Origin of the sequence: Halomonas sp. H5 (assembly GCF_050613175.1) — a bacterium.
Lineage (GTDB): Bacteria > Pseudomonadota > Gammaproteobacteria > Pseudomonadales > Halomonadaceae > Bisbaumannia > Bisbaumannia salifodinae.
The window spans coordinates 594,967-618,692 of sequence record NZ_CP192510.1; the positions used below are offsets into that span (position 1 = coordinate 594,967).

19 protein-coding genes are annotated in these 23,726 nt (G+C 68.0%); 11 read left to right on the plus strand and 8 right to left on the minus strand.

The genetic code is table 11. The annotated features are described in order from the left end of the window. Positions 1-29: 29 nt before the first annotated feature. The 3 genes from ACQ1W9_RS02760 (at position 30) to ACQ1W9_RS02770 (ending at position 3,107) form a co-directional block, all read left to right on the plus strand. Positions 30-965: a TIM barrel protein gene (locus tag ACQ1W9_RS02760; protein WP_431025214.1), complete on the plus strand. Its 936-nt coding sequence runs from the start codon at positions 30-32 to the stop codon at positions 963-965. Positions 966-981: 16 nt separating this feature from the next. After that, positions 982-2,154 carry a Gfo/Idh/MocA family protein gene (locus tag ACQ1W9_RS02765; RefSeq protein WP_431025215.1) on the plus strand — a complete coding sequence of 391 codons (1,173 nt, stop codon included), beginning with the start codon at positions 982-984 and terminating at the stop codon, positions 2,152-2,154. 107 nt (positions 2,155-2,261) lie between these two features. Continuing rightward, positions 2,262-3,107 carry a helix-turn-helix domain-containing protein gene (locus ACQ1W9_RS02770; protein WP_431025216.1) on the plus strand — a complete coding sequence of 282 codons (846 nt, stop codon included), beginning with the start codon at positions 2,262-2,264 and terminating at the stop codon, positions 3,105-3,107. A 79-nt stretch (positions 3,108-3,186) separates the two neighbouring features. Here the strand turns inward: ACQ1W9_RS02770 and nspC are convergent, their stop codons facing one another. From nspC to ACQ1W9_RS02795, 5 genes are all read right to left on the minus strand, one after another. After that, a complete protein-coding gene (nspC, locus tag ACQ1W9_RS02775; protein WP_431025217.1) occupies positions 3,187-4,353 on the minus strand; it encodes a carboxynorspermidine decarboxylase in 1,167 nt (388 codons plus the stop codon). A 3-nt stretch (positions 4,354-4,356) separates the two neighbouring features. Then, positions 4,357-5,556: a saccharopine dehydrogenase family protein gene (locus ACQ1W9_RS02780; protein ID WP_431025218.1), complete on the minus strand. Its 1,200-nt coding sequence runs from the start codon at positions 5,554-5,556 to the stop codon at positions 4,357-4,359. Between the two features lie 308 nt (positions 5,557-5,864). After that, complete coding sequence (aguA, locus tag ACQ1W9_RS02785; RefSeq protein WP_431025219.1) at positions 5,865-6,977, minus strand: agmatine deiminase; 1,113 nt, start codon at positions 6,975-6,977, stop codon at positions 5,865-5,867. 8 nt (positions 6,978-6,985) lie between these two features. Next, complete coding sequence (locus tag ACQ1W9_RS02790; protein WP_431025220.1) at positions 6,986-8,332, minus strand: Na+/H+ antiporter NhaC family protein; 1,347 nt, start codon at positions 8,330-8,332, stop codon at positions 6,986-6,988. A 67-nt stretch (positions 8,333-8,399) separates the two neighbouring features. Further along, on the minus strand, positions 8,400-9,797 hold the full coding sequence (locus ACQ1W9_RS02795; RefSeq protein ID WP_431025221.1) for an aminotransferase: 1,398 nt from the start codon (positions 9,795-9,797) through the stop codon (positions 8,400-8,402). A gap of 216 nt (positions 9,798-10,013) precedes the next feature. Here ACQ1W9_RS02795 and ACQ1W9_RS02800 point away from each other — a divergent pair, with 216 nt between their 5' ends. From ACQ1W9_RS02800 to ACQ1W9_RS02815, 4 genes are all read left to right on the plus strand, one after another. After that, positions 10,014-11,261, plus strand: a complete 1,248-nt coding sequence (locus ACQ1W9_RS02800; protein WP_431025222.1) for a M20 family metallo-hydrolase — start codon at positions 10,014-10,016, stop codon at positions 11,259-11,261. Next, entirely contained in the window at positions 11,258-12,775 is a 1,518-nt protein-coding gene (locus ACQ1W9_RS02805; RefSeq protein WP_431025223.1) for an aldehyde dehydrogenase, read from the plus strand. Before ACQ1W9_RS02800 ends, ACQ1W9_RS02805 begins: the two co-directional genes overlap by 4 nt. A gap of 435 nt (positions 12,776-13,210) precedes the next feature. Then, the gene (locus tag ACQ1W9_RS02810) at positions 13,211-13,843 is read left to right on the plus strand and encodes a DUF1326 domain-containing protein (protein WP_431025224.1); all 633 of its coding nucleotides are present in this window, start codon (positions 13,211-13,213) and stop codon (positions 13,841-13,843) included. Between the two features lie 23 nt (positions 13,844-13,866). Beyond that, entirely contained in the window at positions 13,867-14,646 is a 780-nt protein-coding gene (locus ACQ1W9_RS02815) for a DUF2182 domain-containing protein (protein WP_431025225.1), read from the plus strand. A gap of 81 nt (positions 14,647-14,727) precedes the next feature. Here ACQ1W9_RS02815 and ACQ1W9_RS02820 read toward each other — a convergent pair whose 3' ends face one another. Continuing rightward, positions 14,728-15,744, minus strand: a complete 1,017-nt coding sequence (locus ACQ1W9_RS02820) for an isocitrate dehydrogenase (protein WP_431025226.1) — start codon at positions 15,742-15,744, stop codon at positions 14,728-14,730. Between the two features lie 147 nt (positions 15,745-15,891). Then, positions 15,892-16,716, minus strand: coding sequence for a response regulator transcription factor (locus ACQ1W9_RS02825; RefSeq protein WP_431025227.1), 825 nt, complete (start codon positions 16,714-16,716; stop codon positions 15,892-15,894). Positions 16,717-16,925: 209 nt separating this feature from the next. On the opposite strand from ACQ1W9_RS02825, the gene ACQ1W9_RS02830 reads away from it, so the two are divergent. From ACQ1W9_RS02830 to ACQ1W9_RS02840, 3 genes are all read left to right on the plus strand, one after another. Continuing rightward, positions 16,926-18,425, plus strand: coding sequence for a PAS domain S-box protein (locus ACQ1W9_RS02830; RefSeq protein ID WP_431025228.1), 1,500 nt, complete (start codon positions 16,926-16,928; stop codon positions 18,423-18,425). Positions 18,426-18,506: 81 nt separating this feature from the next. Beyond that, entirely contained in the window at positions 18,507-19,448 is a 942-nt protein-coding gene (locus tag ACQ1W9_RS02835) for a cobyrinic acid a,c-diamide synthase (protein ID WP_431025229.1), read from the plus strand. 65 nt (positions 19,449-19,513) lie between these two features. Further along, on the plus strand, positions 19,514-20,665 hold the full coding sequence (locus ACQ1W9_RS02840; protein WP_431025230.1) for a toxic anion resistance protein: 1,152 nt from the start codon (positions 19,514-19,516) through the stop codon (positions 20,663-20,665). 37 nt (positions 20,666-20,702) lie between these two features. Here the strand turns inward: ACQ1W9_RS02840 and ACQ1W9_RS02845 are convergent, their stop codons facing one another. Next, complete coding sequence (locus ACQ1W9_RS02845; RefSeq protein ID WP_431025231.1) at positions 20,703-22,088, minus strand: hypothetical protein; 1,386 nt, start codon at positions 22,086-22,088, stop codon at positions 20,703-20,705. Between the two features lie 208 nt (positions 22,089-22,296). Here ACQ1W9_RS02845 and ACQ1W9_RS02850 point away from each other — a divergent pair, with 208 nt between their 5' ends. Continuing rightward, positions 22,297-23,643 (plus strand): MFS transporter, encoded by a 1,347-nt coding sequence (locus tag ACQ1W9_RS02850; RefSeq protein ID WP_431026398.1) that lies wholly within the window; start codon positions 22,297-22,299, stop codon positions 23,641-23,643. The last annotated feature ends 83 nt before the right edge of the window (positions 23,644-23,726 follow it).

Consider the following 23,726-nt stretch of genomic DNA (forward strand, 5'->3'; position numbering starts at 1 on the left):
TCCAAAACCTTGCCCACGGAGTCCTCCGAATGCGCCTACGAATCGCCAGCGCGCCCTGTTGCTGGGGCGTCGACGACGTCAACAACCCCCACCTGCCGCCCTGGGAGCGGGTCCTCGACGAGGCCGCCGAGGCGGGCTACCAGGGCCTGGAGCTGGGGCCTTACGGTTACCTGCCCCTGGAGGGCGAGCGCCTCGCTCGTGCCCTGGAGGCGCGTGACCTGACGGTGGTCGCCGGTACCCTCTTCGATGACCTGGTCGACCCGACCAACCTCGACAGCCTGATCCGCCAGACCCACGAGATCTGTGGCTTCCTCAGTCGGCTGCCGGAACTGCCCCGGGCGCCGGGCCAGCGCCACCCCGCCCCCTATCTGGTGCTGATCGATCATGTGCATGCCGAGCGCAGCCGCCATGCCGGTCACCCCGAGACGGCGCCGCGCCTCGCCGACGATCGCTGGGCCACGCTGATGGCGAATATCCGCGCCATCGCCGAGCTGGCCAGCCGCGAGTACGGCATCCGTGCGGTCGTCCATCCCCATGCCGGCGGCTATATCGAGTTCGCCGACGAGATCCGCCGCCTGCTGGCGGATATCCCCGACCACACCGCCGGCCTGTGTCTGGATACCGGCCATCTCCACTACTCCGGCATGGATCCGGTGACCTGGCTGCGCGACCACGCCGCGCGCCTGGACTACCTGCATTTCAAGGATATCGCGCCGCGGGTCTTCGCCGAGGTCATGGCCGACCGGGTGGACTTCTTCGCGGCCTGCGCCCGCGGGGTGATGTGCCCCATCGGCCAGGGATGCATCGACTACGATGCCATCCGGCGCCTGCTCCAGGAGATCGACTACCAGGGCGATATCACCATCGAGCAGGAGCGCGACCCCCGCCATGCCGATGGCAGCCTCGCCGCGGTGACCGCCAGTCTCGACTACCTCAAGGACCGGGGCTTCCGGGCCAGCCTCTGATACGGGAGACAAGATCATGATCCAGGGTGACCTGAGAGTGACCGCGCCCATCCGCTGGGCGATGGTGGGCGGCGGCCGCGGCAGCCAGATCGGCTATAGCCATCGCTGCGCGGCGCTGCGCGACAACAGCTTCCAACTCCTCGCCGGGGCCTTCGATATCGACCCCGAGCGGGGCCGCGACTTCGGCGAGGCGCTGCGGGTGGCGCCGGAGCGCTGCTATCCCGACTACCGAACCCTGTTCGTCGAGGAGGCCAGGCGCGAAGACGGTATCCAGGCGGTCTCCATCGCCACCCCCAACGGTACCCACTTCGCCATCTGCAAGGCGGCGCTGGAGGCCGGCCTGCACGTGGTCTGCGAAAAGCCGCTGTGCTTCACCGTCGAGGAGGCCGAGACGCTGCGCGCCCTGGCCAGGGAGCGGCGCTGCCTCGTCGGCGTGACCTATGGGTACGCCGGACATCAGCTGATCCGCCAGGCCCGGGCGATGATCGCCGCCGGCGAGCTCGGCGAGATCCGCATGGTGCATATGCAGTTCGCCCATGGCTTCCATAGCGAGGCCGTGGAGCTGGCCAACCCCAGCACCCGCTGGCGAGTCGACCCGAAGCATGCCGGGCCCAGCTACGTGCTCGGCGACCTGGCGACCCATCCCTATTACATCGCCGAGACGCTGCTGCCGGATCGGCGCATCAAGCGACTGCTCTGTTCGCGGCAGAGCTTCGTGGAAAGCCGCGCCCCCCTGGAGGACAACGCCTATGTGCTGATGGAGTACGAGGGCGGCATCATGGGGCACCTGTGGGCCTCGGCGGTCAATGCCGGCTCCATGCACGGCCAGAAGGTGCGGGTGATCGGCTCGAAGGCCAGCCTGGAATGGTGGGACGAGCACCCCAACCAGCTGCGCTACGAGGTGCAGGGCGAGCCGGTCCGGATCCTGGAGCGGGGCATGGATTACCTCTCTCCCGAGGCCAGGGAGGACGACCGTATCGGCGCCGGCCACCCCGAGGGGCTCTTCGAGGCCTGGGCCAACCTCTACGGCCGCTTCGCCCTGGCCATGGAGGCGCTGGACCGCGACGATACCGCGGCCGTCGAGGCCCTGGGCATCCCCGGCATCGAGGCCGGCGTCGAAGGGGTGCGCTGGGTGGAGCACTGCGTGCGTTCCGCCGAGGCCGGGGCCGTCTGGGTCGACTACCGCTGATCGCGGGAAGCGCCGCGGTTATTCCATGAATCCAGGCGGGCGGTGGGCTGGCGCCCGCCACCGAGGCCGGGCGAAGATGGGTGGCGTGACGGCGAGGAGACGAATCGGTGATTCAGCGCTTTATGATTCCCGGCGCCCGCGGCTCGTCGGTGGTGGAGCGGCCCGCGGAGCTGCTCTATATGTGCCTGGCCGAGGGCAGCCAGAGCGAGATGCCCCGGGCCATGCATCGCCACGACGACCGCGCCGAGATCGTCTTTATCCGCGAGGGGGAGGGCACCCATATCATCGGCGGGCGCGAGTACCGCACCCGCCGCGGCGATGTGCTGATCTACAACAGCGGCGTCCTCCACGACGAGTCGGCCCGGGCGGAGGTGGGCATTGGCGCCTACTGCTGTGGCTTCCGCCACCTCAAGCTCAAGGGGCTACCGGTCAATCACCTGGTGCCCGACCAGGGCCGGCCGGTGCTGGCCAGCGGCGAACACCATGATGCCATCGAGGGCCTGATGCGGCTGCTCTATGAGCGGGTGGGGCAGGGCGAGGCCGAGGTGTGCCATCACCTGCTGCAGGCGCTGATCCAACTGGTGGGGCGCCTGCTGGAGCGGCCCGAGCCGCGCCTCGAGGTCCCCGGCTACGACCTCGGCCAGGAGGTGCGCCGCTACCTCGACGAACACTATGCCGAGGTGCTCGACCTGGCCGGCCTGGCCGCGCGCTTCAAGGTCAGCCCCTATCACCTGGCCCACCGCTTCAAGGCCGCGGTGGGCTGCGCGCCCATCCACTACCTGATTCGCCGCCGGATCGGCGAGGCCCAGTCCCTGCTGATCCATACTCGCCTCGACGTCGCCGCGGTCGCCGAGCGGGTCGGCTACCGCCACGCCAGTTACTTCACCACCGCCTTCAGGCGGGTCGTCGGGGTAACGCCCGGCGATTATCGGCGGCGCTACTTGAACGACTGAGATAGGAGCTATTGGTGGGAAGCCATAAAAAAACGCCACGATCGAAGTCGTGGCGTTTCGCTGTGGGCAGGCGACTCGCTTAGCTAAGCCGCTGTCGATAGTCCATATACCCGAAGGTCTTGACCGTGCGCACCTCGCGGCTCGCCTCGTCGATGCGGCAGATCGACGGCAGGCGGATGCCATTGAAGGTGGTGGTCTTGACCATGGTGTAGTGGGCCATGTCGGTGAACACCAGGCGGTCGCCGATCTGAAGCGGCTCGTCGAACGAGTAGTCGCCGACCACGTCGCCGGCGAGGCAGGTCGTGCCCCCCAGGCGATAGGTGTGGGCCTTCTCGCCCGGCTCCCCGCCGCCGATGATCTCGGGGCGGTAGGGCATCTCCAGCACATCGGGCATATGCGCGGTGGCGGAGGTGTCGAGGATGGCGATGGGGCCGTCATTCTCGACGATATCCAGCACGCTACACACCAGATAGCCGGTGTTCAGGGCGATGGCCTCGCCGGGCTCCAGGTAGACCGTCAGGTGCGGATGACGCTCCCTGAAGTCGCGGACCACCCGTACCAACCGCTCCACGTCGTAGTCCTCGCGGGTGATATGGTGGCCGCCGCCCAGGTTCATCCATTTCAGGCCGGCGAGGTAGTGGCCGAAGCGCTCCTCGAAGGCCGCCAGGGTCTCTTCCAGGGCATCGCTGTTCTGCTCGCACAGGGTATGGAAGTGCAGCCCCTCGAGGCCGTCCAGATCCTCGGGCGCCAGGTCCGCGGCCCGGGTACCGAGTCGCGAGCCCGGCGCGCAGGGGTCGTAGAGCGGCACCGCGCCGGTGGAGTGCTCCGGGTTGACCCGCAGCCCGCAGGAGACCCGGCGGGGCGCCGCCGCGATCGTCTCGCGGAAGCGCCGCCACTGGCCCGGGGAGTTGAAGCTGAGGTGGTCCGCGTAACGCAGCACCACGTCCATCTCCGCCGCGGTGAAGGCCGGCGAGTAGCAGTGCACCTCGCCGCCGAAGGTCTCCGCCCCCAGGCGCGCCTCGTCCTGGCCGCTGGACGTGGTGCCCACCAGGTATTCGCGGATCATGGGGAAGCAGTCCCACATGGCGAAGCCCTTCAGCGCCAGCAGGATGCGCGCGCCGCTGCGCTCCTGGACCTCGGCGAGGCGCTCCAGGTTGCGGCGCAGCAGGGCGTCGTCCACCATATAAGCCGGTGAGGGGCAGGCCTGGACGTTAAAGTCCAGGCCCTGCTCGCGTGCGTTCGCCATGGCTCAGGCTAGGGGGTCGTGGTCGGGGTCGAGCTCGACCACCTGCCAGGGCAGGCCCATGTCGCCGATGCGCGCCATGAAGGGGTCGGGGTCGAGCTGCTCGACGTTGAACACGCCCGCGCCCTTCCAGATGCCTTCCAGCATCAGCATGGCGCCGGTCACCGCCGGCACGCCGGTGGTGTAGGAGATGGCCTGGGACTGGACCTCGGCGTAGCACTGCTCGTGGTCGCAGATGTTGTAGATATGCACCTTGCGGCGCTTACCGTCCTTGATGCCGTCGGCGATGATGCCGATGTTGGTCTTGCCCTTGGTGCGCGGGCCCAGCGAGGCCGGGTCGGGCAGCACCGCCTTGAGGAACTCCAGCGGGGCGATCTCGGCACCGCCGACCTTGATCGGCTCGATGCTGGTCATGCCGACGTTCTCGAGCACCTTGAGGTGGGTGATGTACTTGTCGGAGAAGGTCATCCAGAAGCGGATGCGCTCCAGGCCCTTGATGTTCTGGCACAGGGATTCCATCTCCTCGTGATAGAGGAGGTAGATGTCCTTCTCGCCGATGCCGTCGAACTCGAACTTGCGCTTCACCGCCAGCGGGTCGGTCTCCTTCCACTCGCCCTGCTCCCAGTAGCGACCCTTCGCGGTGATCTCGCGAATATTGATCTCCGGGTTGAAGTTGGTGGCGAAGGGGTAGCCGTGATCGCCGCCGTTGGCATCCAGGATGTCGATGCGGTGGATCTCGTCGAAGAGGTTCTTCTGGGCGTAGGCGCAGTAGATATTGGTCATGCCCGGGTCGAAGCCGCAGCCCAGGGTGGCCATGTTACCGGCGTCCTGGTAGCGGTCCTGGAAGGCCCACTGCTCCTTGTACTCGAACTTGGCCTCGTCCGGATGCTCGTAGTTGGCGGTGTCCAGGTAGGGCACGCCGGTACGCAGACAGGCCTCCATGATGGTCAGGTCCTGATAGGGCAGGGCCACGTGGATCAGCACGTCCGGTTGGAACGACTCGATCAGGGCGACCAGCGCCTCGACGTTATCGGCATCCACCTGGGCGGTCTGGATCGGGCGATCCAACTGGTCGGCGATCGCCTTGCACTTCGCCTCGTTGCGGCTGGCCAGCAGGATCTCGCTGAAGACCTCGGGATGCTGGGCACACTTGTGGGTAACGACACCGCCGACGCCTCCGGCGCCGATAATCAAGACTTTGCTCATGGGTTCGAATCCAGATCGGGAAATGTCAACAGTGGTAGGGTCTTATCGGTAGTGGGCCGCCACAGCGCACCCCGACCCGATGCCACCCCGGTCATGGCCTCGCCCGGCTCCGTCGTCATGGTGGGCCGGCGAGAGGGCGCAGATAATGGCCCCCCATGAGGCTGGTCGCAAGTAGTTTTCGCGTCAAGGGGCAACAAAAGGCTTGCGTGGCGTCGCCAAGCCGTATAACGACGCCGCCGAGGCCCCGTATCAGGGCCTCGGCGGTGGGGTGGGTGGCGCCCCTCGGCGCTCCCTGCGGTGGTAGCCGATCAGGGCCTTGGCTGCTGCTGGGTAATGCAGTGGATATTGCCGCCGCCCAGCAGGATCTCCCGGGCCGGCACGCCGACCACCCGCTTGTCGGGGAAGAGCCCCTGAAGGATCGCCTTGGCCTCCTCGTCGTGGGCGGGGTCGAGGAAGGGCATCACCACCACCGAGTTGCCGATATAGAAGTTGACGTAGGAGCCGGCCATGCGGTCGCCGGGCTGGCGCGGGTGGGAGCTGTTGAGGCGATCCAGGCCGCTGGCCTCGTCCTCGGCGATAGTCAGCGGGCCGGGCTGGGGCAGCTTGTGCACGGTCAGCGGCCGGCCCCTGGCGTCGGTGGCGGCCTCCAGCACCGCCAGGGCCTCCCGGGAGATGGCGGCCTGGGGGTCCGACTCGTCGTCGCACCAGGTCAGGGCCACCTGGCCCGGGGCCACGAAGCAGCAGAGGTTGTCCACATGGCCGTCGGTCTCGTCCAGGTGGCAGCCCCGGGGCAGCCAGATCACCTTGTCGATGCCCAGAGTGTCGCGGAGCACCGTTTCCATCGCCTCGCGGCTCATCTCGGGGTTGCGGTTGGCGTTGAGCAGGCACTCCTCGGTGGTGATCAATGTGCCCTCGCCGTCCACATGGATGGCGCCGCCCTCCAGCACCACCGGCGCCTCGAAGCGCGGGATGCCGAGCATCTCGGCGATCTTGGTACGGATGCGCTTGTCCTTGTCCCAGGGGAAGTAGAGGCCTCCCTTGAGGCCGCCCCAGGCGTTGAACACCCAGTCCACCATGGCCAGGCGGCCGTCCGGGTGGGTCAGGAAGGTGGGGCCCATGTCGCGCATCCAGGCGTCGTTGCTGGAGAGCTCCACCACGCGGATATGCGCGGGCAGCTGGTTGCGGGCGTTCTCGTACTGCTCGTCGTTGACGCCGACGAACACCGTCTCGCTCTCGGCGATGGCACAGGCCACCTCGGCGAAGGCCTGCTGGGCCGGCTTGGCGCCATAGCGCCAGGTGTCGGGGCGCTGCGGCCAGAGCATCCAGCAGGCGTCGTGGGGGGCGAACTCGGCGGGCATGGCGAAGCCCTGGGCCCGGGGCGTGGTCCCGGCGGTGGCTTGTTCGAGGATTGGCTGGTTCATGGCGATTCTCACAGGTGGCCGACCATCAGGAAGATACCGGCGGCGATGGCGGCGGCGATCAGCACATAGGGCAACTGGGTCAGGGCGTGGGCCATGGGCGTGCAGCCGCTGCCCTGGGCGGAGAGCACCGTGGAGTCGCCGTAGAAGCAGGCGTGGCTGCCGAAGGCGCTGGCGGAGATCAGGGCGCCGATCACCAGCGGCATATGGCTGTCCATGCTCGCCGCCAGCGGCAGCACGATGGGCATGGCCACGGCGAAGATGCCCCAGAAGGAGCCGGTGGCGAAGGCCAGGAAGGCCATGGTGACGAAGACCACCGCCGGCAGCAGGCCCGGGGTCATCAGCGGCTGGACGGTGGCGATCACGTAGTCGGTGAGCCCCAGCACGTCGTTGACCTCCTTGAGGGTGAAGCCGGCCACCAGGGTGCCGAGCGGCATGATCATCGCCTTGAAGCCATCGAGGGCGGTGTCGAAGGTGTCGTGGAAGCTCAGCAGCTTCTGGGTGGCGATCAGCACCAGGGTCACGGCCAGGGCCACGATGACGCCGCGCAGGATGTCGATCTCGAAATACCAGGTGAAGAAGATCAGGGTGGCGATGGGTAACAGGAAGTTAAGCAGGTGGGGGCGTTTCTTGCCGGTGTCCTCCACCTCCAGGGCGGTGTCGTCGACGCCGTCCGGCATCAGCTGGCCGGCGGCGGCGCGGGCCTCGGCGGCCTTCATGGGGCCGAGGTTGGGAATCCAGCCCATGGCCACCAGGGGCACCACGGCGGCGGCCACCCAGGCGTAGAACATATAGGGAATGGCCTCGATATACAGGCCCATGCCGTTGCCGGCCACATTGTTCTCTTCCAGCAGGCCGGCGAAGAACACCGCCCAGGTGGAGAAGGGCACCAGGATGCAGATCGGCGCCGCGGTGGAGTCGACGATATAGGCGAGCTTCTCCCGGGAGACCTGGAAGCGGTCGGTGACCTTCTTCATGGAGGCGCTGATGGTCAGCGCATTGAGGTAGTCGTCGACGAAGATCACCAGCCCCAGCACCCAGGTGGCCAGCAGACTCTGGCGGCGGCTATGGATGCGTTTGGTGATGGCGTCGCCGAAGCTGAGCACGCCGCCGGTCTTGACCAGCAGGGCGATCAGGCTGCCGAACAGGCCGCAGACCAGGATGATCCAGGTGACGGTGTCGTTGCCCAGCACGCTGAGCAGGATATCCGAGCCCTGGGTGACCACGCTGGTGGGGTCGATCATCAGCAGCCCCACCAGGGCCCCGGCCATCAGCGACTCGATGGTGCGGCGGGTGATAATGGCCATGCCCAGCACCACCAGGGTGGGGAGCAGGCTCCAGGCGCCAAAACTTTCCATACAAGACTCTCTATTATCGTTGTGGTCGTGGTCGCCAGGGGGCCGGTCGCCCGGCCCCGAGGGTGGTTTACAGGAAGCCGTCGGCCTTGAGGCCCGCCGTGGTAGCGGCGAAGGCCTCGTCGAGGATGGCCACCACCCGATCCACGGTGTCGCGGTCCCAGATCAGGGGCGGCGAGATGATATTGAGGTGACCCACCGGGCGGATGATCAGGCCGCGCTTCTGGGCCTCGGCGGCGACCCGGTCGCCGACCCGCGCCTCCACCGGCAGCAGCTCCTTGGTGGCCTTGTCGGCGACGTTCTCGATGGCCAGCATAAAGTGGCTGCCGCGCACATCGCCGACGGTTTCGTGATCCGCCAGGGTCTTGAGCTGCTGCTCCAGGTAGGGGCCCACCTCGCGGACGTTCTCGCAGATCGCCTCGCGCTCCAGGATCTCGATGTTCTTCAGTGCCGCCGCGCAGCTCACCGGATGGCCGGAGTAGGTGAAGCCGGTGCTCAGCACGCCGCCCTTACCCTGGGGGGTGCCCAGCACCTCGAAGAGCTCGTCGGAGATCAGGGTGGCGCCGAGGGGCGCATAGCCCGAGGAGAGGCCCTTGGCGCAGTTGATGATATCCGGCTGGGTGTCGAAGACCGCCTCGGAGGCGAAGAAGTGGCCCAGGCGGCCGAAGCCGGTGACCACCTCGTCGGCGATAAACAGGATGTCGTTGGCGCGGCACACCGCCTGGATGCGGGCGTGGTAGCCCTGGGGGGCCATCAGCACGCCGCCGGCGCCCATGATCGGCTCGGCGATAAAGGCGGCGATATGGTCGGCGCCGATGCGCTCGATGCTCTCCTCGAGCTCCTTGACCAGGTGATCGCAGTAGTCCGCCTCGCTCATGCCCTCGGGGCGACGGTAGCAGTTGGCCTCGCTGAGGTGGGTCACCAGGTGGTCGAGGGTATCGAACTCCCAGTTGTTGCTGGCGATGCCGGTCAGGCTGGCGGAGAGGTAGGTGGTGCCGTGGTAGGCGTTGTTGCGCGACAGGATGCGCTTCTTGTTGGGCTTGCCCAGGCGGTTGAAGTAGTAGTGCACCAGGCGGATGGTGGCGTCGTTGGCTGCCGAGCCGCCGCAGCTGTAGAACACATGGTTGAGGTGGGCCGGGGCCAGCTCGGCGAGCTTGGCGGCCAGCTCCGCCGCCGGGGCGTTGGAGAGGTTGTTGAAGGTGGAGAAGTAGGCCATGCGGGTGGCCTGGTCGGCCATGGCCTGGCCGATCTCGGCGCGGCCGTGGCCCACGTTGACGCACCACAGGCCGGCGATGCCGTCGATGAAACGGTTACCGTGGACGTCTTCCACGTAGATGCCGTCGCTCTCGGTGATCAGGTCGCAGCCCTTTTCATGGAAGAGGCTGTAGTCGGTGAAGGGGTGGATGAAATGATCCTTGTCCTTCTGCCACAGCGCCTGGGCATCGTAGGTCCGGGTCTCGGTGCTCATGGTCTCGCCCTCGCAGGTGATGTCGTCGTTGTTGAGATGAGTCGTTGAGATGAGTCGTTGAGGTCAGGAGCAGACTAGCGAGGGGCGGGGCGCCGGGAATATATCCCGATTGGGGTATATCGGCGCGCTCGGGGGGCCGCCTAAGGTGTAGCCATTCCGTTGCAAGCAAGACGCACGATTCACAAGACCCTTTCACCACTACAAGGGAGGCACCTTATGACGGTTTCCATCGATGGCCAGCGGCTCTGGTCGAGCCTGATGGCCATGGCCGAGATCGGCCCCACCGCGAACGGCGGCAGCTGTCGCCTGGCGCTCACCGAGGAGGATGCCGCCGGGCGGCGCCTGCTGATCGAGTGGTGCGAGGCGATCGGCTGCACCCTGCGTGTCGACCGGGTCGGCAACCTCTTTATCCGCCGCCCCGGCAAGCGCGACGATCTCGACCCGGTGGCCACCGGCAGCCACCTGGACACCCAGCCCAAGGGCGGGCGCTTCGATGGCATCCTCGGGGTGCTGGCGGGCCTGGAGGTGCTCCGTACCCTGCATGATCAGGGCATCGTCACCGAGCGGCCCCTGGAGCTGGTGGTGTGGACCAACGAGGAGGGCAGCCGCTTCGCCCCGGCCATGGTCGCCTCCGGCGCCTTCGCCGGCGAGTTCAGCGAGGAGTACACCCTGTCGCGGGCGGATCGCGACGGCGTGACCCTGGGCCAGGCCCTGGCGGCCTGCGGCTTCGCCGGCGAGATGCCGCTGGGCCAGCCGCGCCTGGCCAGCTTCTTCGAGCTGCATATCGAGCAGGGCCCGGTGCTGGAGGAGGAGAACGAGGCCATCGGCGTGGTCACCGGCGTCCAGGGCATGCGCTGGTTCGACGTCACCCTGCGTGGCCAGCCGGCCCATGCCGGCCCCACCCCCATGGCCTATCGCCGCGATGCCCTGGCCGCCTGCGCCCGGTTGATCGACCGCCTGCAGGGCCATGCCCTGGCGGATATCAGCGGCGGCACCAAGGTCACCTTCGGCTGCCTGGAGATCGATAGCCCGTCGCGCAACGTGATTCCCGGCGAGGTGCGCCTGACCGTCGACCTGCGCCACGTGGTGGAAGCCGAGCTGGACGCCCTGGAGGCGCGCTTCGACCGGGAACTGGCCGCCCTCACCGAGGCCTTCGGCGTCGAGACCGCGAGCGAGCGCATCTGGGCCTCGCCGGTGGTGAACTTCGATGCCGGCTGCATCGATGCCGTGGAGCGGGCCGCCCGGGCCCAGGGCGTGCCCTACCGGCGCATGATGAGCGGCGCCGGCCACGACGCCGTCTATGTCTCCCGGGTCGCCCCCACCTCGATGATCTTTATTCCCTGCCGCGACGGCATCAGCCATAACGAGGCGGAGTACGCCACCCCGGAGCACTGCGCCCTGGGCGCCCAGGTGCTCCTGGACGCCATGCTGGAACGCGCCAATACCCTGGAGGCGAGCCAATGAGTGCCATCGAATCCGTTCAGTCGCCCACCACCCAGGCCGACTGGCAGGCCCTGGCCGATCGCCTGATCCCGAGCCTGGAGACCCGCGCCTTTATCGACGACGCCTTCGTCGATGCCGTCGACGGCGCGACCCTGGAAACCATCAACCCGGCCAGCGGCGAGACCCTGGCGCATATCGCCAGCTGCGACGCCGCCGATGCCGAGCGGGCCGTGGCCGCGGCCCGGGCCGCCTATGCCCGGGGCGACTGGTCGCGGCGCTCGCCGGCCGAGCGCAAGCGGGTGCTGCTGCGGCTCGCCGAGCTGATGGAGGCGCACAAGCACGAGCTGGCGCTGCTCGATACCCTGGATATGGGCAAGCCGGTCTCCAGCTCGCTGGGCGATATCAATGGCGCCATCGGCTGCCTGCGCTATACCGCCGAGGGCATCGACAAGGTCTATGGCGAGGTGGCGCCCACCGGCGACGACAGCCTGGGCCTGGTGCTGCGCGAGCCCCTGGGCGTGGTGGCCTCCATCGTGCCCTGGAACTTCCCGCTGATGATGACCGCCTGGAAGATCGCCCCGGCACTGGCCGCCGGCAACTGCGTGATCCTGAAGCCCTCGGAGAAGTCGCCGCTCTCGGCGCTGCGCCTGGCGCAGTTGGCCAAGGAGGCGGGGTTGCCGCGGGGCATCTTCCAGGTGCTGCCCGGCTACGGCCACACCGTGGGCAAGGCCCTGGCGCTGTCCATGGACGTCGACTGCCTGGCCTTCACCGGCTCCACCCAGGTGGGCAAGCAGCTGATGCAGTACGCCGGCCAGTCCAACCTCAAGCGGGTCTACCTGGAGTGCGGCGGCAAGTCGCCCAACCTGGTCTTCGCCGACTGCAAGAACCTGGACCGGGTGGCCCAGCATGCCGCCGCGGCGATCTTCCATAATCAGGGCGAGGTATGCATCGCCGGCTCGCGCCTGCTGGTGGAGAACACGATTCGCGAGGCCTTCGTCGACCAGGTGGTCGAGGCCGCCAAGGCCATGCAGCCCGGCGACCCGCTCGATCCCGCGAGCTTTATGGGCGCCATGGTCGATGAGACCCAGTATCGCCGGGTGCTCGACTATATCGCCAAGGGTCGCGAGGAGGGCGCCCGGCTGCGCACCGGCGGCCAGGCCCTCGACGGGGCCGGCTACTTTATTCCGCCCACCGTCTTCGACGGGGTGACCCCGGCCATGACCATCGGCCGCGAGGAGATCTTCGGCCCGGTGCTTGCGGTGTTCGGCTTCGATCGCGAGGACGAGGCGGTGGCCCTGGCCAACGACAGCGACTACGGCCTGGCCGCGGGGCTGTGGAGCCAGGATATCGACCGCGTCATGCGCGTCTCACGCCGGCTCCACTCCGGCCAGGTGTTCGTCAACAACTGGGCCGGCCCGGACATGACGGTGCCCTTCGGCGGCGTCAAGCAGTCCGGCAACGGCCGCGACAAGTCCCTGCACTCCCTGGAGGAGTACACCGAGCTCAAGACCGTATGGATGGCGCTAACGCCCTGATCGACGTCCTTATGGGTCTTACTGTGCGCTGATGAGGGTGTCTGCCCTCGTTGTCTTGCCGGCTCCAACGCCTCCGGAGCCGGCTTTTTTATTTTGGCGCCGCCACTGTCGTGATGCCGCAAGGCTTTGCCGCTGTCGATAGCCCCTACGCCTCCGGAGCCGGCTTTTTTGCGTCTGTGTCTATTGTCGAGGCGGGCCCGGCCTTGCCGCTTTCGATCACCCCACGCCTCCGGAGCCGGCTTTTTTATTTCCAAGCCGCTATTGTCGCGGCGGACCCGGCCTTGCCGTTTTCGATAGCCCCACGCCTCCGGAGTCGTAACGTCTACACTGCGTAGGACAGGGAGAACGATGTCCTGCTCCCGGAGGGAGCCTCCACGGGCCGGTGACCGATCCGGCCACCGGCCGTTGTTCGACGGCTATGGGGAGGATTTCATTATGTCCCGCCAAGACTGGCGTCTCGAAGGAGACTGGCTCAAGAACTGCAACTGCGCCTTCGGTTGCCCCTGCGACTTCCTGGCCCCGCCGACCCAGGGCGAGTGTCAGGGCTTCCTGGGCATGCGCATCGACTCGGGCCACTTCGGCACGACGCGCCTCGATGGCCTGAGCTTCTTCGTGGTGGTGAAGTTCCCGGGGCCCCTGCACGAGGGCAACGGGGATGCCCAGCCACTGATCGACGAGCGTGCCACCCCCGAGCAGCGTGAGGCGCTGTTCGCGATCCTTTCCGGGGAGCACTCCGATGAAGGGACGCTCTTCCATATCTTCAGCCTGATCGTGGCCCGTCTGCACGAGCCCCGCTTCGCGCCGATCGAACTCGAGTTCGACAGGGCAGCGCGCACCGCCCGACTCGAGATGCCCGGCCTCCTGAGCTCCCGGGTAGTGCCGATTCGCAACCCGGTGACCGATACGCCGCATCGCATCCGGGTAGTCATGCCGGAGGGCTTCGAGCATCTCGAGGGCGAGGTGGCCTCGGCGGATATCGACAGCACCGGCGACCTGGCCTTCACCACCCGGGGGTCCCACAGCACCCTGGCCCATGTGGTGCAGACGCCCCATGGGGTGGCCGCCTGAGCGAGGCGGACGGGAGGTAAGGAGTGGAAGGTCATGCGCTGGAGCGCCTGCTGCGCCACGACCGCTTCTGGGCCCTGGTCGCCCTGGGAGCGGTCTCCGCCCTGTGCTGGGGCTACCTGATCGCCGAGGCCCTGCTGATGGCCCGCGGCGAGACCCTCTTGATGCCCATGACGATGGGCCCCTGGACGCCCCTGGAATCGGGGCTGATGCTGCTGATGTGGGGGCTGATGATGACGGCGATGATGCTGCCCAGCGCCGCTCCCATGATCCTGCTGCATGCCACCCTGACCCGGCGGCGCCGCGCCCGTGGCGAGGCGGCCGCCTCCACGGCCGGTTTCGTCGCCGGCTACCTGGTGATCTGGGCGCTGTTCAGCCTGCTGGCGGTGCTGCTGCAATATGCCCTGCAGCGCGCGGCGCTGCTGTCGCCGATGCTGACCCTGGCCAGCCAGTGGTTGGCGGGGCTGGTGCTGATCGGCGCCGGCCTCTATCAGTGGACACCGCTCAAGGAGGCCTGCCTGCGCCACTGCCGCTCGCCGCTGGATTTCATGCTGACGCAGTGGCGGGAGGGGCAGTGGGGCGCCTTCGTGATGGGCCTGACCCATGGCGGCTACTGTGTCGGCTGCTGTTGGGTGCTGATGCTGCTGCTCTTCGTGGGCGGGGTGATGAGCCTGGCCTGGATCGCCGCCCTGGCCCTCTGGGTGCTGATCGAGAAGCTGGCCCCCGCCGGCCACTGGCTGGGGCATGCCCTGGGCGGCGTGCTGGTGATCTGGGGCGCCATCACCCTGGGGGCGGCGCTGGGCTGAGCTCGGATCATATTGCGAAGCGAGCGTGGAGCGGCCAAGAAATCCCTGACTCATGGCGAGCCAGGGACTACCGAGAGCGCCTTAGCTGGTCCGGCAGTATTCGACCAGGGCGTCGGCGAAGGTGTCGGTGGTGCCGCTGCCGCCCATGTCCGGGGTGACCCGGTCGCGGTCGCGCTCCAGTACGGCACGGATGGCGGTGCGGATCTTGGTGCCCTTGTCGACCATCCCCAGGTGGTCGAGCATGTCCGCCGCGGCCAGCAGCAGGGCGCAGGGATTGGCCAGCTTCTGGCCGGCGATGTCCGGGGCCGAGCCGTGCACCGCCTCGAAGATGGCCGCGTCCTTGCCGATATTGGCCCCCGGAGCCAGGCCCAGGCCGCCCACCAGGCCGGCGCAGAGGTCGGAGAGGATATCGCCGAACAGGTTGGTGGTGACGACCACATCGAACTGGTGGGGATTCATCACCAGCTGCATGCAGGCGTTATCGACGATCATCTCCTGGAATTCGATCTCGGGGAATTCCTGGGCCACCTCCCGGGCCACGTCGAGGAAGAGGCCGGAGCTGGTCTTGATGATATTCGCCTTGTGCACCGCGGTAACCTTCTTGCGGCCCTTGCTGCGGGCCAGCTCGAAGGCGTAGCGCACGATGCGCTCGGAGCCCGAGCGAGTCACCTTGATGGTCGCCAGGGCGGTCTCGCCGTCCTCGCTGAGGCTCTGGCCCTCGGCCAGGTAGGCGCCCTCGGTGTTCTCGCGCACCGTGATCAGGTCGATGTCCTCGTAGCGCGAGCGGGTGCCGGGGAAGCTGATCGCCGGGCGCACATTGGCGTAGAGGTCGAAGTGGCGGCGCAGCTGCACGTTGATCGAGGAGAAGCCCTTGCCCACCGGGGTGGTCAGGGGGCCCTTCAGGGCCACGCCATGCCTGGCGATGGCGTCCAGGGACGCCTGGGGAATCAGGGTGCCGTGCTTCTCCAGGGCGCCCAGGCCCGCCTCGATAATCTCGTACTCCAGCCCACAGTCCAGCGCCTCGAGCACCCTGAGGGTGGCATCCATGATCTCGGGGCCGATGCCATCTCCCTTGATAACCGCAACGGTCTTGCTCATCGCTTGCTCCTTGGCCACTTGTGGTGGCGATTGCTGTGGGCGGACGTCCCGGAGGCGGCCTCGGGCCGAGGCGGGGACGGCGTTTAGGGTACGCCGAGTGTCGTTTCTATGCAGTCATCCTTTTCGCTATTGTCGATAGCCGAGCGCTCAGCCGTTCTGCTGGCGGGAGACCAGGGCCACGTGGTCGAGGAACAGCCGGAACAGTTGCGACTGGCTGGAGACCCCCAGGCGCTGGTAGAGGTGCTTGCGATGCACCTTGACGGTGCCGTCGCTGATGTCGAGTTCGCGGGCCGCCGACTTGGTGGAGTGGCCGGCCAGCAGCAGGCGCACGATCTCCTGCTCCCGGGCGGTGAGCACCCCGGCGCCGAAGCTGGCGAAGGCCGCCTCCACCGGGGCCTGGGCGTCCAGGTCGGCCTGGAACTGCCCGCCCTGCCACTTCCAGTACTCCACCAGCAGCACTTCCACCAGGGGCGCGATATGGCGTAGCGCCTGCAGGGTGCGCCGGGTCAGCTTGCCGCCATCGGCGCGAAAGCCCAGGGAGGCGACGATCACCACGTCTTCCGCGACCCGGGCGAAGAGCCCCACCTCGTCGGCCAGGCCCAGGGCCCGGTAGTAGTGGTGGTAGTAGTCGCTGGCCTCGAAGCGGTCCGGGGCCAGTTCCTTGAGGCGATGGGCGCCCTGGTCGAGGCCGCCGTCCACGGCGGCGAAGAAGGGGTCGAGCAGGTAGGCCTCGCTGAGGTAGCGGTCGATACCCTGCTGGCGCTTGTGGGCCGGGTAGTCGTCGTGGATCAGCAGCGGCCTGAGGCGCCCCTGGTAGGTGTTGATCAGGATGGTGTCGAAACCGCTCAGCTCCTGCAGCTGGGTCGACAGGCTCAAGGGGAACTGCGGCGTCGGGGCCTCGCGAATCAATTGCGCGAGGCGGCGATGCCAGTCGAGGCTGGCGGGCTGGGCGAGCAGGTCGGTCAGGGACATGGATCGGGGCCGGAAAGGATACCGGCCTCAGCATACCACGGCAGGGAATTCACCAGCCTATGGCATCGACCCTTAGTCAACGTATGTTTTGCCGGCGACTGACTACAGTGGCAAGGGTGCCGGCCGATAACAGGCACAGGATAAGACGATAACAAGCATGGCGGGCTTGGCCCTGGGCCGGCGCGCCCGGAATGCAGGGAGCCATTCGTATGCTGCTAGATTATAAAAGGCTTATCAATTCGGGGCGGCGGGGTCGTGCCGCCGATGAGTCCCCAGTCGCCCTTTCTTCGGAAGCCTCTCCCGACAGTCTCGCCGAAGCGGTGCTGGAAACCGCGGCGGACGCCGTGGTGGTGATCGATGACGGGGATCGGGTGCAGCGCTTCAATGCCGCCGCCGAGGCCCTCTGGGGCCTGCCCCGGGAGCGGGTCCTGGGGCAACCGGTGGATGCGCTGATTCCCGAGCTGCTGCAGGAGGAGCATCGCGACCATATCCAGGCCAACCGCGATTCCGGTCATGATGCCCAGGTGGGGCGTCACCGGGAGGTGCAACTGGTGCGCGCCGGCGGCCAGCGGCGCTGGGTCAGCATCGCCCTGTCGCGGGTGAGCCTGGAGCAGGGGCAGGGCTATGCGGCCCTGGTACGCGATATCACCGAGGCCCGCCAACAGGCCCAGGGCCCCCGTCAGGCCCTGGAGCAGTGCCTGGACGCGGTGGTCAGCATCGACGAGGCGAACCGGGTCACCTTCTTCAACGCCGCCGCCGAGCGCCTCTGGGGCTATGCCCGCGACGAGGTGCTGGGACACAACGTCAACCGCCTGGTGCCGACAGAGATCCGTCATCAGCACGACGGCTTCGTCGACCGCCACCGGCAAAGCGGGGTGGACCGCATCGTCGGCACCAGCCGCGATGTGCAGCTGTTTCGCCGCGATGGCGAGCCGCGCTGGGTCAACCTGGCGCTGTCGCGCTTCGTGGTGGAGGGGCGCCAGTGCTACACCGCCTTCGTGCGCGATATCACCGAGCAGCGCAAGCTGCGCACCCTGATGGAGAGCACCCTGGAGCAGGCCATCAATGCGGTGGTCACCATCGACGAGAACAACTGCGTCACCTTCTTCAATGCCGCCGCGGAGCGCCTGTGGGGCTATGCGCGCCAGGAGGTGATCGGCGAGAACGTCAAGATGCTGGTGCCCCACGCCATCCGCGACCACCACGACGGCTATGTGCAGCGCAACCGGGATACCCGGGAGGATCGCCTGGTGGGCAAGACCCGCGAGGTGGAAGTGGTGCGCAAGGATGGCAGCTCCACCTGGGCGGCGCTCTCCCTGGCGCGGATTCAGCTCGACGACAGTATCGTCTATACCGCCTTCCTGCGTGACGTCACCGAGGACGTGGCCCATCGCGAGGCGATGGTGGCGCGCATGGCGGAGTTCGCCGAGGCCAGCCAGCAGATCACCCGCTTCGCCGAGTCCATCGAAGAGATCGCCATGAACACCAACCTGCTGTCGCTGAATGCCTCCATCGAGGCGGCGCGGGCCGGTGAGGCGGGGCGCGGTTTCTCGGTGGTGGCCCAGGAGGTGCGCTCCCTGGCCGAGCGCGCCTCCAGCTCCGCCAAGGAGATCGGCGAGGTGGCCCACCACACCCATAGCCTGTTCGACGAGCTACAGGGCGCGCTGCAGGCCCTGGAGGAGGCCGCCCGCGGCAAGCAGGGGCATTAAACGGCCCGCGGCAGGGATTGCGACTAGGCTTGTCGGCATCGGGCGGCCCCGACGGTCGCCCGCCGATGCACGGGGGTGACCATGCTGGGATTTCTGCAGGGTTTCGCCTATGGCCTCTTCCTGACCTGCTGGCCCTGGCTGGTGGTGGGCCTGGTGGCACCGCCCCTGGCGTTGCCCACCGACGAACCCAGCCGGGCGCAGGCGGTGCTGCGCTACGCCCTGATCGCGCCTTTCCTTGGCCTGCTGCTGTGGCTCACCTCCCTGTGGGGCGGCCTCGATCCCAGCCTGTGGGGCTGGCTGGCCGGCCTCTCCGCTATCGCCGTGGCGATTCCGGTGGAGCGTCGTTTGCGCGGCTGGTGGGGGCGGCGCCGTCGCGCCCGGCTCCAGGCGCGCCTGGATGACGAGCTGGCGCGGCGCCGCGAGCGCGAGGCCCGGGAGGCCCATGAGGCGGACCTGCTGCGCCTGGATAGCGGGACGCCGCCCGCCGAGGCGGACGACCTGGTCCGGGCGCTGTGCCGCGCCAAGGGGGCCCTGGAGGCGAAAGGGCGCAGCGACCTGGCGCTTCAGGCCGACCGCCTCTATAGCCGCTACCGGCGGGTGCTGGCGCTGCTGGAGGGCAGTTTCCGCCGCGACGAGGTCACCTATGAGCGGGCCCATGGCCTGGTGGGCGAGGTGGGCAACGAGGCCCTGGGGCACCTGCAGGCCATGGCCACCCTGTTGGAGGGGGTGGCGGGGGTGGATGCCGATTTCGTGCGCCGCCGCCTGGCGCGCCGCGAGCCGCGGCTCGGCGTGGAGGAGTGCCTGGCCCTGGAGCGGCGCCTGGCCCTGGTGGAGGAGACCGAGCGCAGCCTGCACAGGGTGCTGGCGCGGCTCGAGGCGATCCTCACCCTGCTCGACGATACCTGCGTCAGCCTGGCCCGCCTTCAGGCGGAGGCGCCGCGCAACGGCGCCCGGGGCGATGCCCTCGAGGCCCTCAAGCGTTTCACGGAGCGCGCCGAGCGCTATGGGCGGCGCGGTTCGTGAAGCCCGTCAACTCCGTCAACCCTGGCCCGGGCTATGCTGAGGGCACGCGGTGGAGGAGGCATGTCATGACAGAGTCCGATCGGCGGCCCTTGTCGCTGCCCACGCCGGAGGAGATCGCCCGTCAACTGGAGCGGGAGGCGGCCCCCGATAGCGACGACCTGGCGGCGGAGGCCGAGGCCTGGGTCATCCGGGTGCTGGAGGAAAATGCCCGCGAGCGTCAGCGACGCGCCGTGGACGAACTGGGGCTGGACGCCCAGCGCCGCGCCGCCCATCAGAGCGAGATGCTCAAGACCCCACTGCACAAGCTGGCCCGGCACAGCGAGGATGGCGGGCCGGTGGCCCAGGCGCTGGTCGGCCTGCGCGAGCGCATGCAGGAGCTGGATCCCCAGGCCCACCAGCTCGAGCCGCGGCGCTTCGACTGGCTGCTCAATCGCCTGCCCGGCGTCAGCAGCCGATTGCAGCGCTATTTCCGCCGCTTCGAGAATGCCCAGCAGGCCATCGATGGCATCATCGACGAGCTCCAGGCGGGCCGCGATGTGCTCTATCGCGACAACCTGACCCTGGGCGACGATCAGGAGGCGCTGGAGCAGACCCTGGCCGAGCTCAATCATCAGCTGGCCCTGGGCCGGGCCATCGAGGCGCGGCTCCAGACCAGTCTCGCCGAACGCGATCCGCAGGAGGCCGAACGGGCCTTTATCGAGCAGGAGCTGGGCTTCCCATTGCGCCAGCGGCTACTCGACCTGCAGCAGCAGGTGGCGGTCTGCCAGCAGGGGATCCTGGCCCTGGAGGTGATCATCCGCAACAACCGCGAGCTGATGCGCGGCGTGGAGCGGGCCATCAACGTCACGGTGGCGGCCCTGGGGGTGGCGGTCACCGTGGCCCTGGGCCTGGCCAACCAGCGCATGGTGCTGGACCGGGTGGAGGGGCTCAATGCCACCACCAGCGAGATGATCTCGCGTACCGCCAAGACCCTGCGTGCCCAGGGGGTGGATATCCAGACCCGGGCCGCCTCGGCGATGCTCGATATGCAGGCCCTGGAGGAGGCCTTCGGCGAGGTGATGGCGGCCATCGATGACCTGGCGGACTATCGCCGCCAGGCCCTGCCCACCCTGGGCGAGCAGATCGAGCGGCTGGATGTGCTGACCCGGCGCGGTCAGGCCGCGGTGGACGACCTGGTGGGCGAACGTCCCGCCAACGACGCGGGGGCGGCCTCCTAGGCCGCCCCCGCGTTGCTGCTCCCTGGCGTGACGCGCCTTATTCGGCAATCAGGCTCAGGGTGTAGGTGCCGCTGCTGTTACTGCCGTAGGAGCGGGCGATGGCGCGGTACTCGCCGGGCTCCAGGTAGGCCTGGATACGTGAGTCGAGGCCATTGCCGCCGTCGTCATTGCTCTCGAAGACGCCGTTACCCTCCAGTTCCAGGAAGGTGTCCAGGTCGCTGGACATCATGTCCAGGCGATAGCGACCGGCCTCGGTGATCTCGAAAGCGTAGTAGTCTTGGGCGCCGGGCTCCAGCCAGGCCTCCAGGGGCTCATTCAGGGCCAGCTCGCCGCCGCTGGGCAGGTCGCCGATCTCCCGGGATGCCACCGCCAGTTCGAAGAGACCGCTGGCGTTGCTGCTGTAGCTGCGGGCCACGAGGGTGTAGCTGCCCGGCTCCAGGCGCTGGCGAATCCGCGAGTCGAGACCGTTGCCGCCGTCGTCGTCGCTGGTAGAGACGCCGGACCCGGAGAGCTCCAGGTAGGTGTCGAAGTCATCCGACTTCAGGTCGATGGTGACCAGGGCCGCCTCGTCCACCACCAGGGTGTACTCCAGGCGCTGACCAGAGAGCCAGCCGTTGAGGGTCTCGCCCACGCTGACCTCGCCACCGTTGCGCAGGTCGCCGTCGAAGGGCAGCTCCTGGGGCTCCACGTTCAGCTGGTAGAGGCCATTGCCCTCGCCGAAGGCACTGCGTGCGGTGACGGTGTAGTCGCCGGGCTCCAGGAAGTCGCTGATGCGGGCGTCGAGGTCGCCGGCACCGTCGTCGTCCTCGCGGAAGAAGTTGCCGGGGCCGGAGAGCTCCAGGTAGGCGTCGAAGTCATCGGAGTTCATCTCGATGCGATAGAGCCCGGTTTCCTCGATGGTCAGCGGGTAGGTCGCCGGGCCGTCCTGCAGCCAGCCGTCCAGGGACTCGGAAACCACCAGCTCGCTGCCGCCGACGCTCAGCTCGATCTCGCGGCTGTTGAGGTCGAAGGGGCCGAAGCTGTGGGCATCGACGCCGCTGACCACCACCAGGTAGTCGCCGGTCTCGTCGATGCGCCGGCGCAGGGTGCCGCCGGGCGGCCCGTAGGGGTCGCTGGCGCTGGTGGCCAGCAACTGGGTCTCGTCATCGTAGAGGGCCAGGCTGCCGTGGAGGGCGCCGCCCAGGGCGAATTCCACCAGGGTGCCCTCATCGAGGGTCAGGGTGTGGCGGGCGAAGCGGCTGCCGTCCTTGCCGTTGAGCTCGCTGGCGGAGGTGATCTCGCCGCGGTGGCGTTCGCCCAGCTCGATGGCGTGAAGGGTGATGGCGTCGGCATCGCTGTCGGCGGGCTGGGTGCAGCCGGCCAGCAGGCCGACGGTGGCGCCGCCGAGGACGACCAGGGTCAGAGAGGAGGCACGATTGGCCATGGAAGCATCCTTGTTCGATGGCAAGCATCGGTTGGTGCGAAGGTAAGGCCCGGCGCACCGGACCGCGATTCAACATCAGCATTATAGGGAATTTCTCGCCGATTTCGCCCCCCTCGGTGAGAGTCATGGCATCGAGGCGGGTATGATGCCGTGACGCGCGGCACACGGGGTGCCGCGACAACTCCAGGGAGTCCCCACCATGCAGGCGATGCCCGCCGGCGCCCCCCGGGAGCGTGCCTCCCGCCGCGAAATCTTCGGTTGGGCGATGTTCGATTTCGCCAACCAGGCCTATACGCTGCTGATCATCACCGTGGTGTTCGGCGAGCTCTTTACCACCGTGATCGTCGGCGACCGCGGCGACGGTTACCGCTTCGCCAACCTGCTGTGGAGCCTGGCCCTGGCCCTGAGCTACCTGCTGGTGGTGATCAGCGGCCCGGTGTGTGGCGCCGTCATGGACTATGCGGCGGCCAAGAAGCATTTCCTCTTCGTCAGCTACCTGGTCACCGTGGGGGCCACGGCGCTGCTCTACTGGGTGGCACCGGGTTATGTGTGGCTGGGCTTCGCGCTGATCGTCGTCTCCAACACCGCCTACTCCCTGGGCGAGTCCTTTATCGCCGCCTTCCTGCCTGACCTGGGGCCGCCCCGGGACCTGGGCAAGATCTCCGGCTTCGGCTGGGCGCTGGGCTATGTGGGCGGGCTCTTCGCCGCCGGCTTCACCCTGGTGATGCTGGGCGAGGCCACCGCCGAGAACTTCGAGCGCATTCGCTGGGTGGGGCCCTTCGCCGCCGGCTTCTTCCTGATCACCGCGATTCCCACCTTCCTGTGGCTGAAGGAGCGCGGTCGTCCCCAGGCGCTGCCGCCGGGGCGGGGCTATCTGGCCATCGCCGGGGATCGAGTCGCCACCACCCTCCACGAACTGCGCCACTTCCGTGACCTGGCGATCTTCCTGGTGTCATTGCTGTTCTCCATGGCCGGCATCTATATCATCATCGCCTTCGCCTTTATCTACGGCGCCCAGGTGATCGGCTGGGACGCCGAGATCCGCAACCTGATGTTTATCATCGTGCAGATCACCGCGGCGGCGGGGGCGCTGGGCTTCGGTTTCATCCAGGACCGCATCGGCGCCAAGGTCACCTACCTCTGCACCCTGGGGCTCTGGGTGGCGGCGATTCTCGCCATCTGGGCCACCCCCGAGCTGACCGCCTGGCTCAATGTCCGCCTCGGGCTCGACTGGCAGGCCCAGCACCTCTTCCTGGTGGTGGGTTGCCTGGCGGGCCTCTCGCTGGGTTCCAGCCAGTCCGCCAGCCGCGCCCTGGTGGGGCTCTTCTCGCCGCTGGCCAAGTCCGCCGAGTTCTTCGGCTTCTGGGGCCTGGCCAACAAGCTGGCCGGGGTCTTCGGCATCGTCGCCCTGGGCCTGCTGCAGTCCCTGGTGGGGCTACAGGCCTCCATCCTGCTCTGCGCGGCGCTGTTTATCGTCGCCATCCTGGTCTGCCTGTTCGTCAACCAGGCCCGAGGCCAGCGCGCCGCCGAGGCCTGGCATAACGGCCGAGCCTGAGCGGCGGCCCTTCATGGGGCGGCGCCACGATCGGGGCGGCGATCGCCTTCCCCTCCCCAGTGCTGAACTATGCTCCTGAGAGG

What these genes read in the sequence shown, in the direction of transcription:
- ACQ1W9_RS02850 (WP_431026398.1), top strand. Translation starts at nt 22,297, where the DNA reads ATGCCCGCCGGCGCCCCCCGGGAGCGTGCCTCCCGCCGCGAAATCTTC.
- ACQ1W9_RS02765 (WP_431025215.1), top strand. Translation starts at nt 982, where the DNA reads ATGATCCAGGGTGACCTGAGAGTGACCGCGCCCATCCGCTGGGCGATG.
- ACQ1W9_RS02810 (WP_431025224.1), top strand. Translation starts at nt 13,211, where the DNA reads ATGTCCCGCCAAGACTGGCGTCTCGAAGGAGACTGGCTCAAGAACTGC.
- ACQ1W9_RS02790 (WP_431025220.1), bottom strand. Translation starts at nt 8,332, where the DNA reads ATGGAAAGTTTTGGCGCCTGGAGCCTGCTCCCCACCCTGGTGGTGCTG.
- ACQ1W9_RS02820 (WP_431025226.1), bottom strand. Translation starts at nt 15,744, where the DNA reads ATGAGCAAGACCGTTGCGGTTATCAAGGGAGATGGCATCGGCCCCGAG.
- ACQ1W9_RS02840 (WP_431025230.1), top strand. Translation starts at nt 19,514, where the DNA reads ATGACAGAGTCCGATCGGCGGCCCTTGTCGCTGCCCACGCCGGAGGAG.
- ACQ1W9_RS02825 (WP_431025227.1), bottom strand. Translation starts at nt 16,716, where the DNA reads ATGTCCCTGACCGACCTGCTCGCCCAGCCCGCCAGCCTCGACTGGCAT.
- ACQ1W9_RS02830 (WP_431025228.1), top strand. Translation starts at nt 16,926, where the DNA reads ATGCTGCTAGATTATAAAAGGCTTATCAATTCGGGGCGGCGGGGTCGT.
- aguA (WP_431025219.1), bottom strand. Translation starts at nt 6,977, where the DNA reads ATGAACCAGCCAATCCTCGAACAAGCCACCGCCGGGACCACGCCCCGG.
- ACQ1W9_RS02835 (WP_431025229.1), top strand. Translation starts at nt 18,507, where the DNA reads ATGCTGGGATTTCTGCAGGGTTTCGCCTATGGCCTCTTCCTGACCTGC.
- ACQ1W9_RS02845 (WP_431025231.1), bottom strand. Translation starts at nt 22,088, where the DNA reads ATGGCCAATCGTGCCTCCTCTCTGACCCTGGTCGTCCTCGGCGGCGCC.
- ACQ1W9_RS02760 (WP_431025214.1), top strand. Translation starts at nt 30, where the DNA reads ATGCGCCTACGAATCGCCAGCGCGCCCTGTTGCTGGGGCGTCGACGAC.
- ACQ1W9_RS02800 (WP_431025222.1), top strand. Translation starts at nt 10,014, where the DNA reads ATGACGGTTTCCATCGATGGCCAGCGGCTCTGGTCGAGCCTGATGGCC.
- ACQ1W9_RS02805 (WP_431025223.1), top strand. Translation starts at nt 11,258, where the DNA reads ATGAGTGCCATCGAATCCGTTCAGTCGCCCACCACCCAGGCCGACTGG.
- nspC (WP_431025217.1), bottom strand. Translation starts at nt 4,353, where the DNA reads ATGGCGAACGCACGCGAGCAGGGCCTGGACTTTAACGTCCAGGCCTGC.
- ACQ1W9_RS02795 (WP_431025221.1), bottom strand. Translation starts at nt 9,797, where the DNA reads ATGAGCACCGAGACCCGGACCTACGATGCCCAGGCGCTGTGGCAGAAG.
- ACQ1W9_RS02780 (WP_431025218.1), bottom strand. Translation starts at nt 5,556, where the DNA reads ATGAGCAAAGTCTTGATTATCGGCGCCGGAGGCGTCGGCGGTGTCGTT.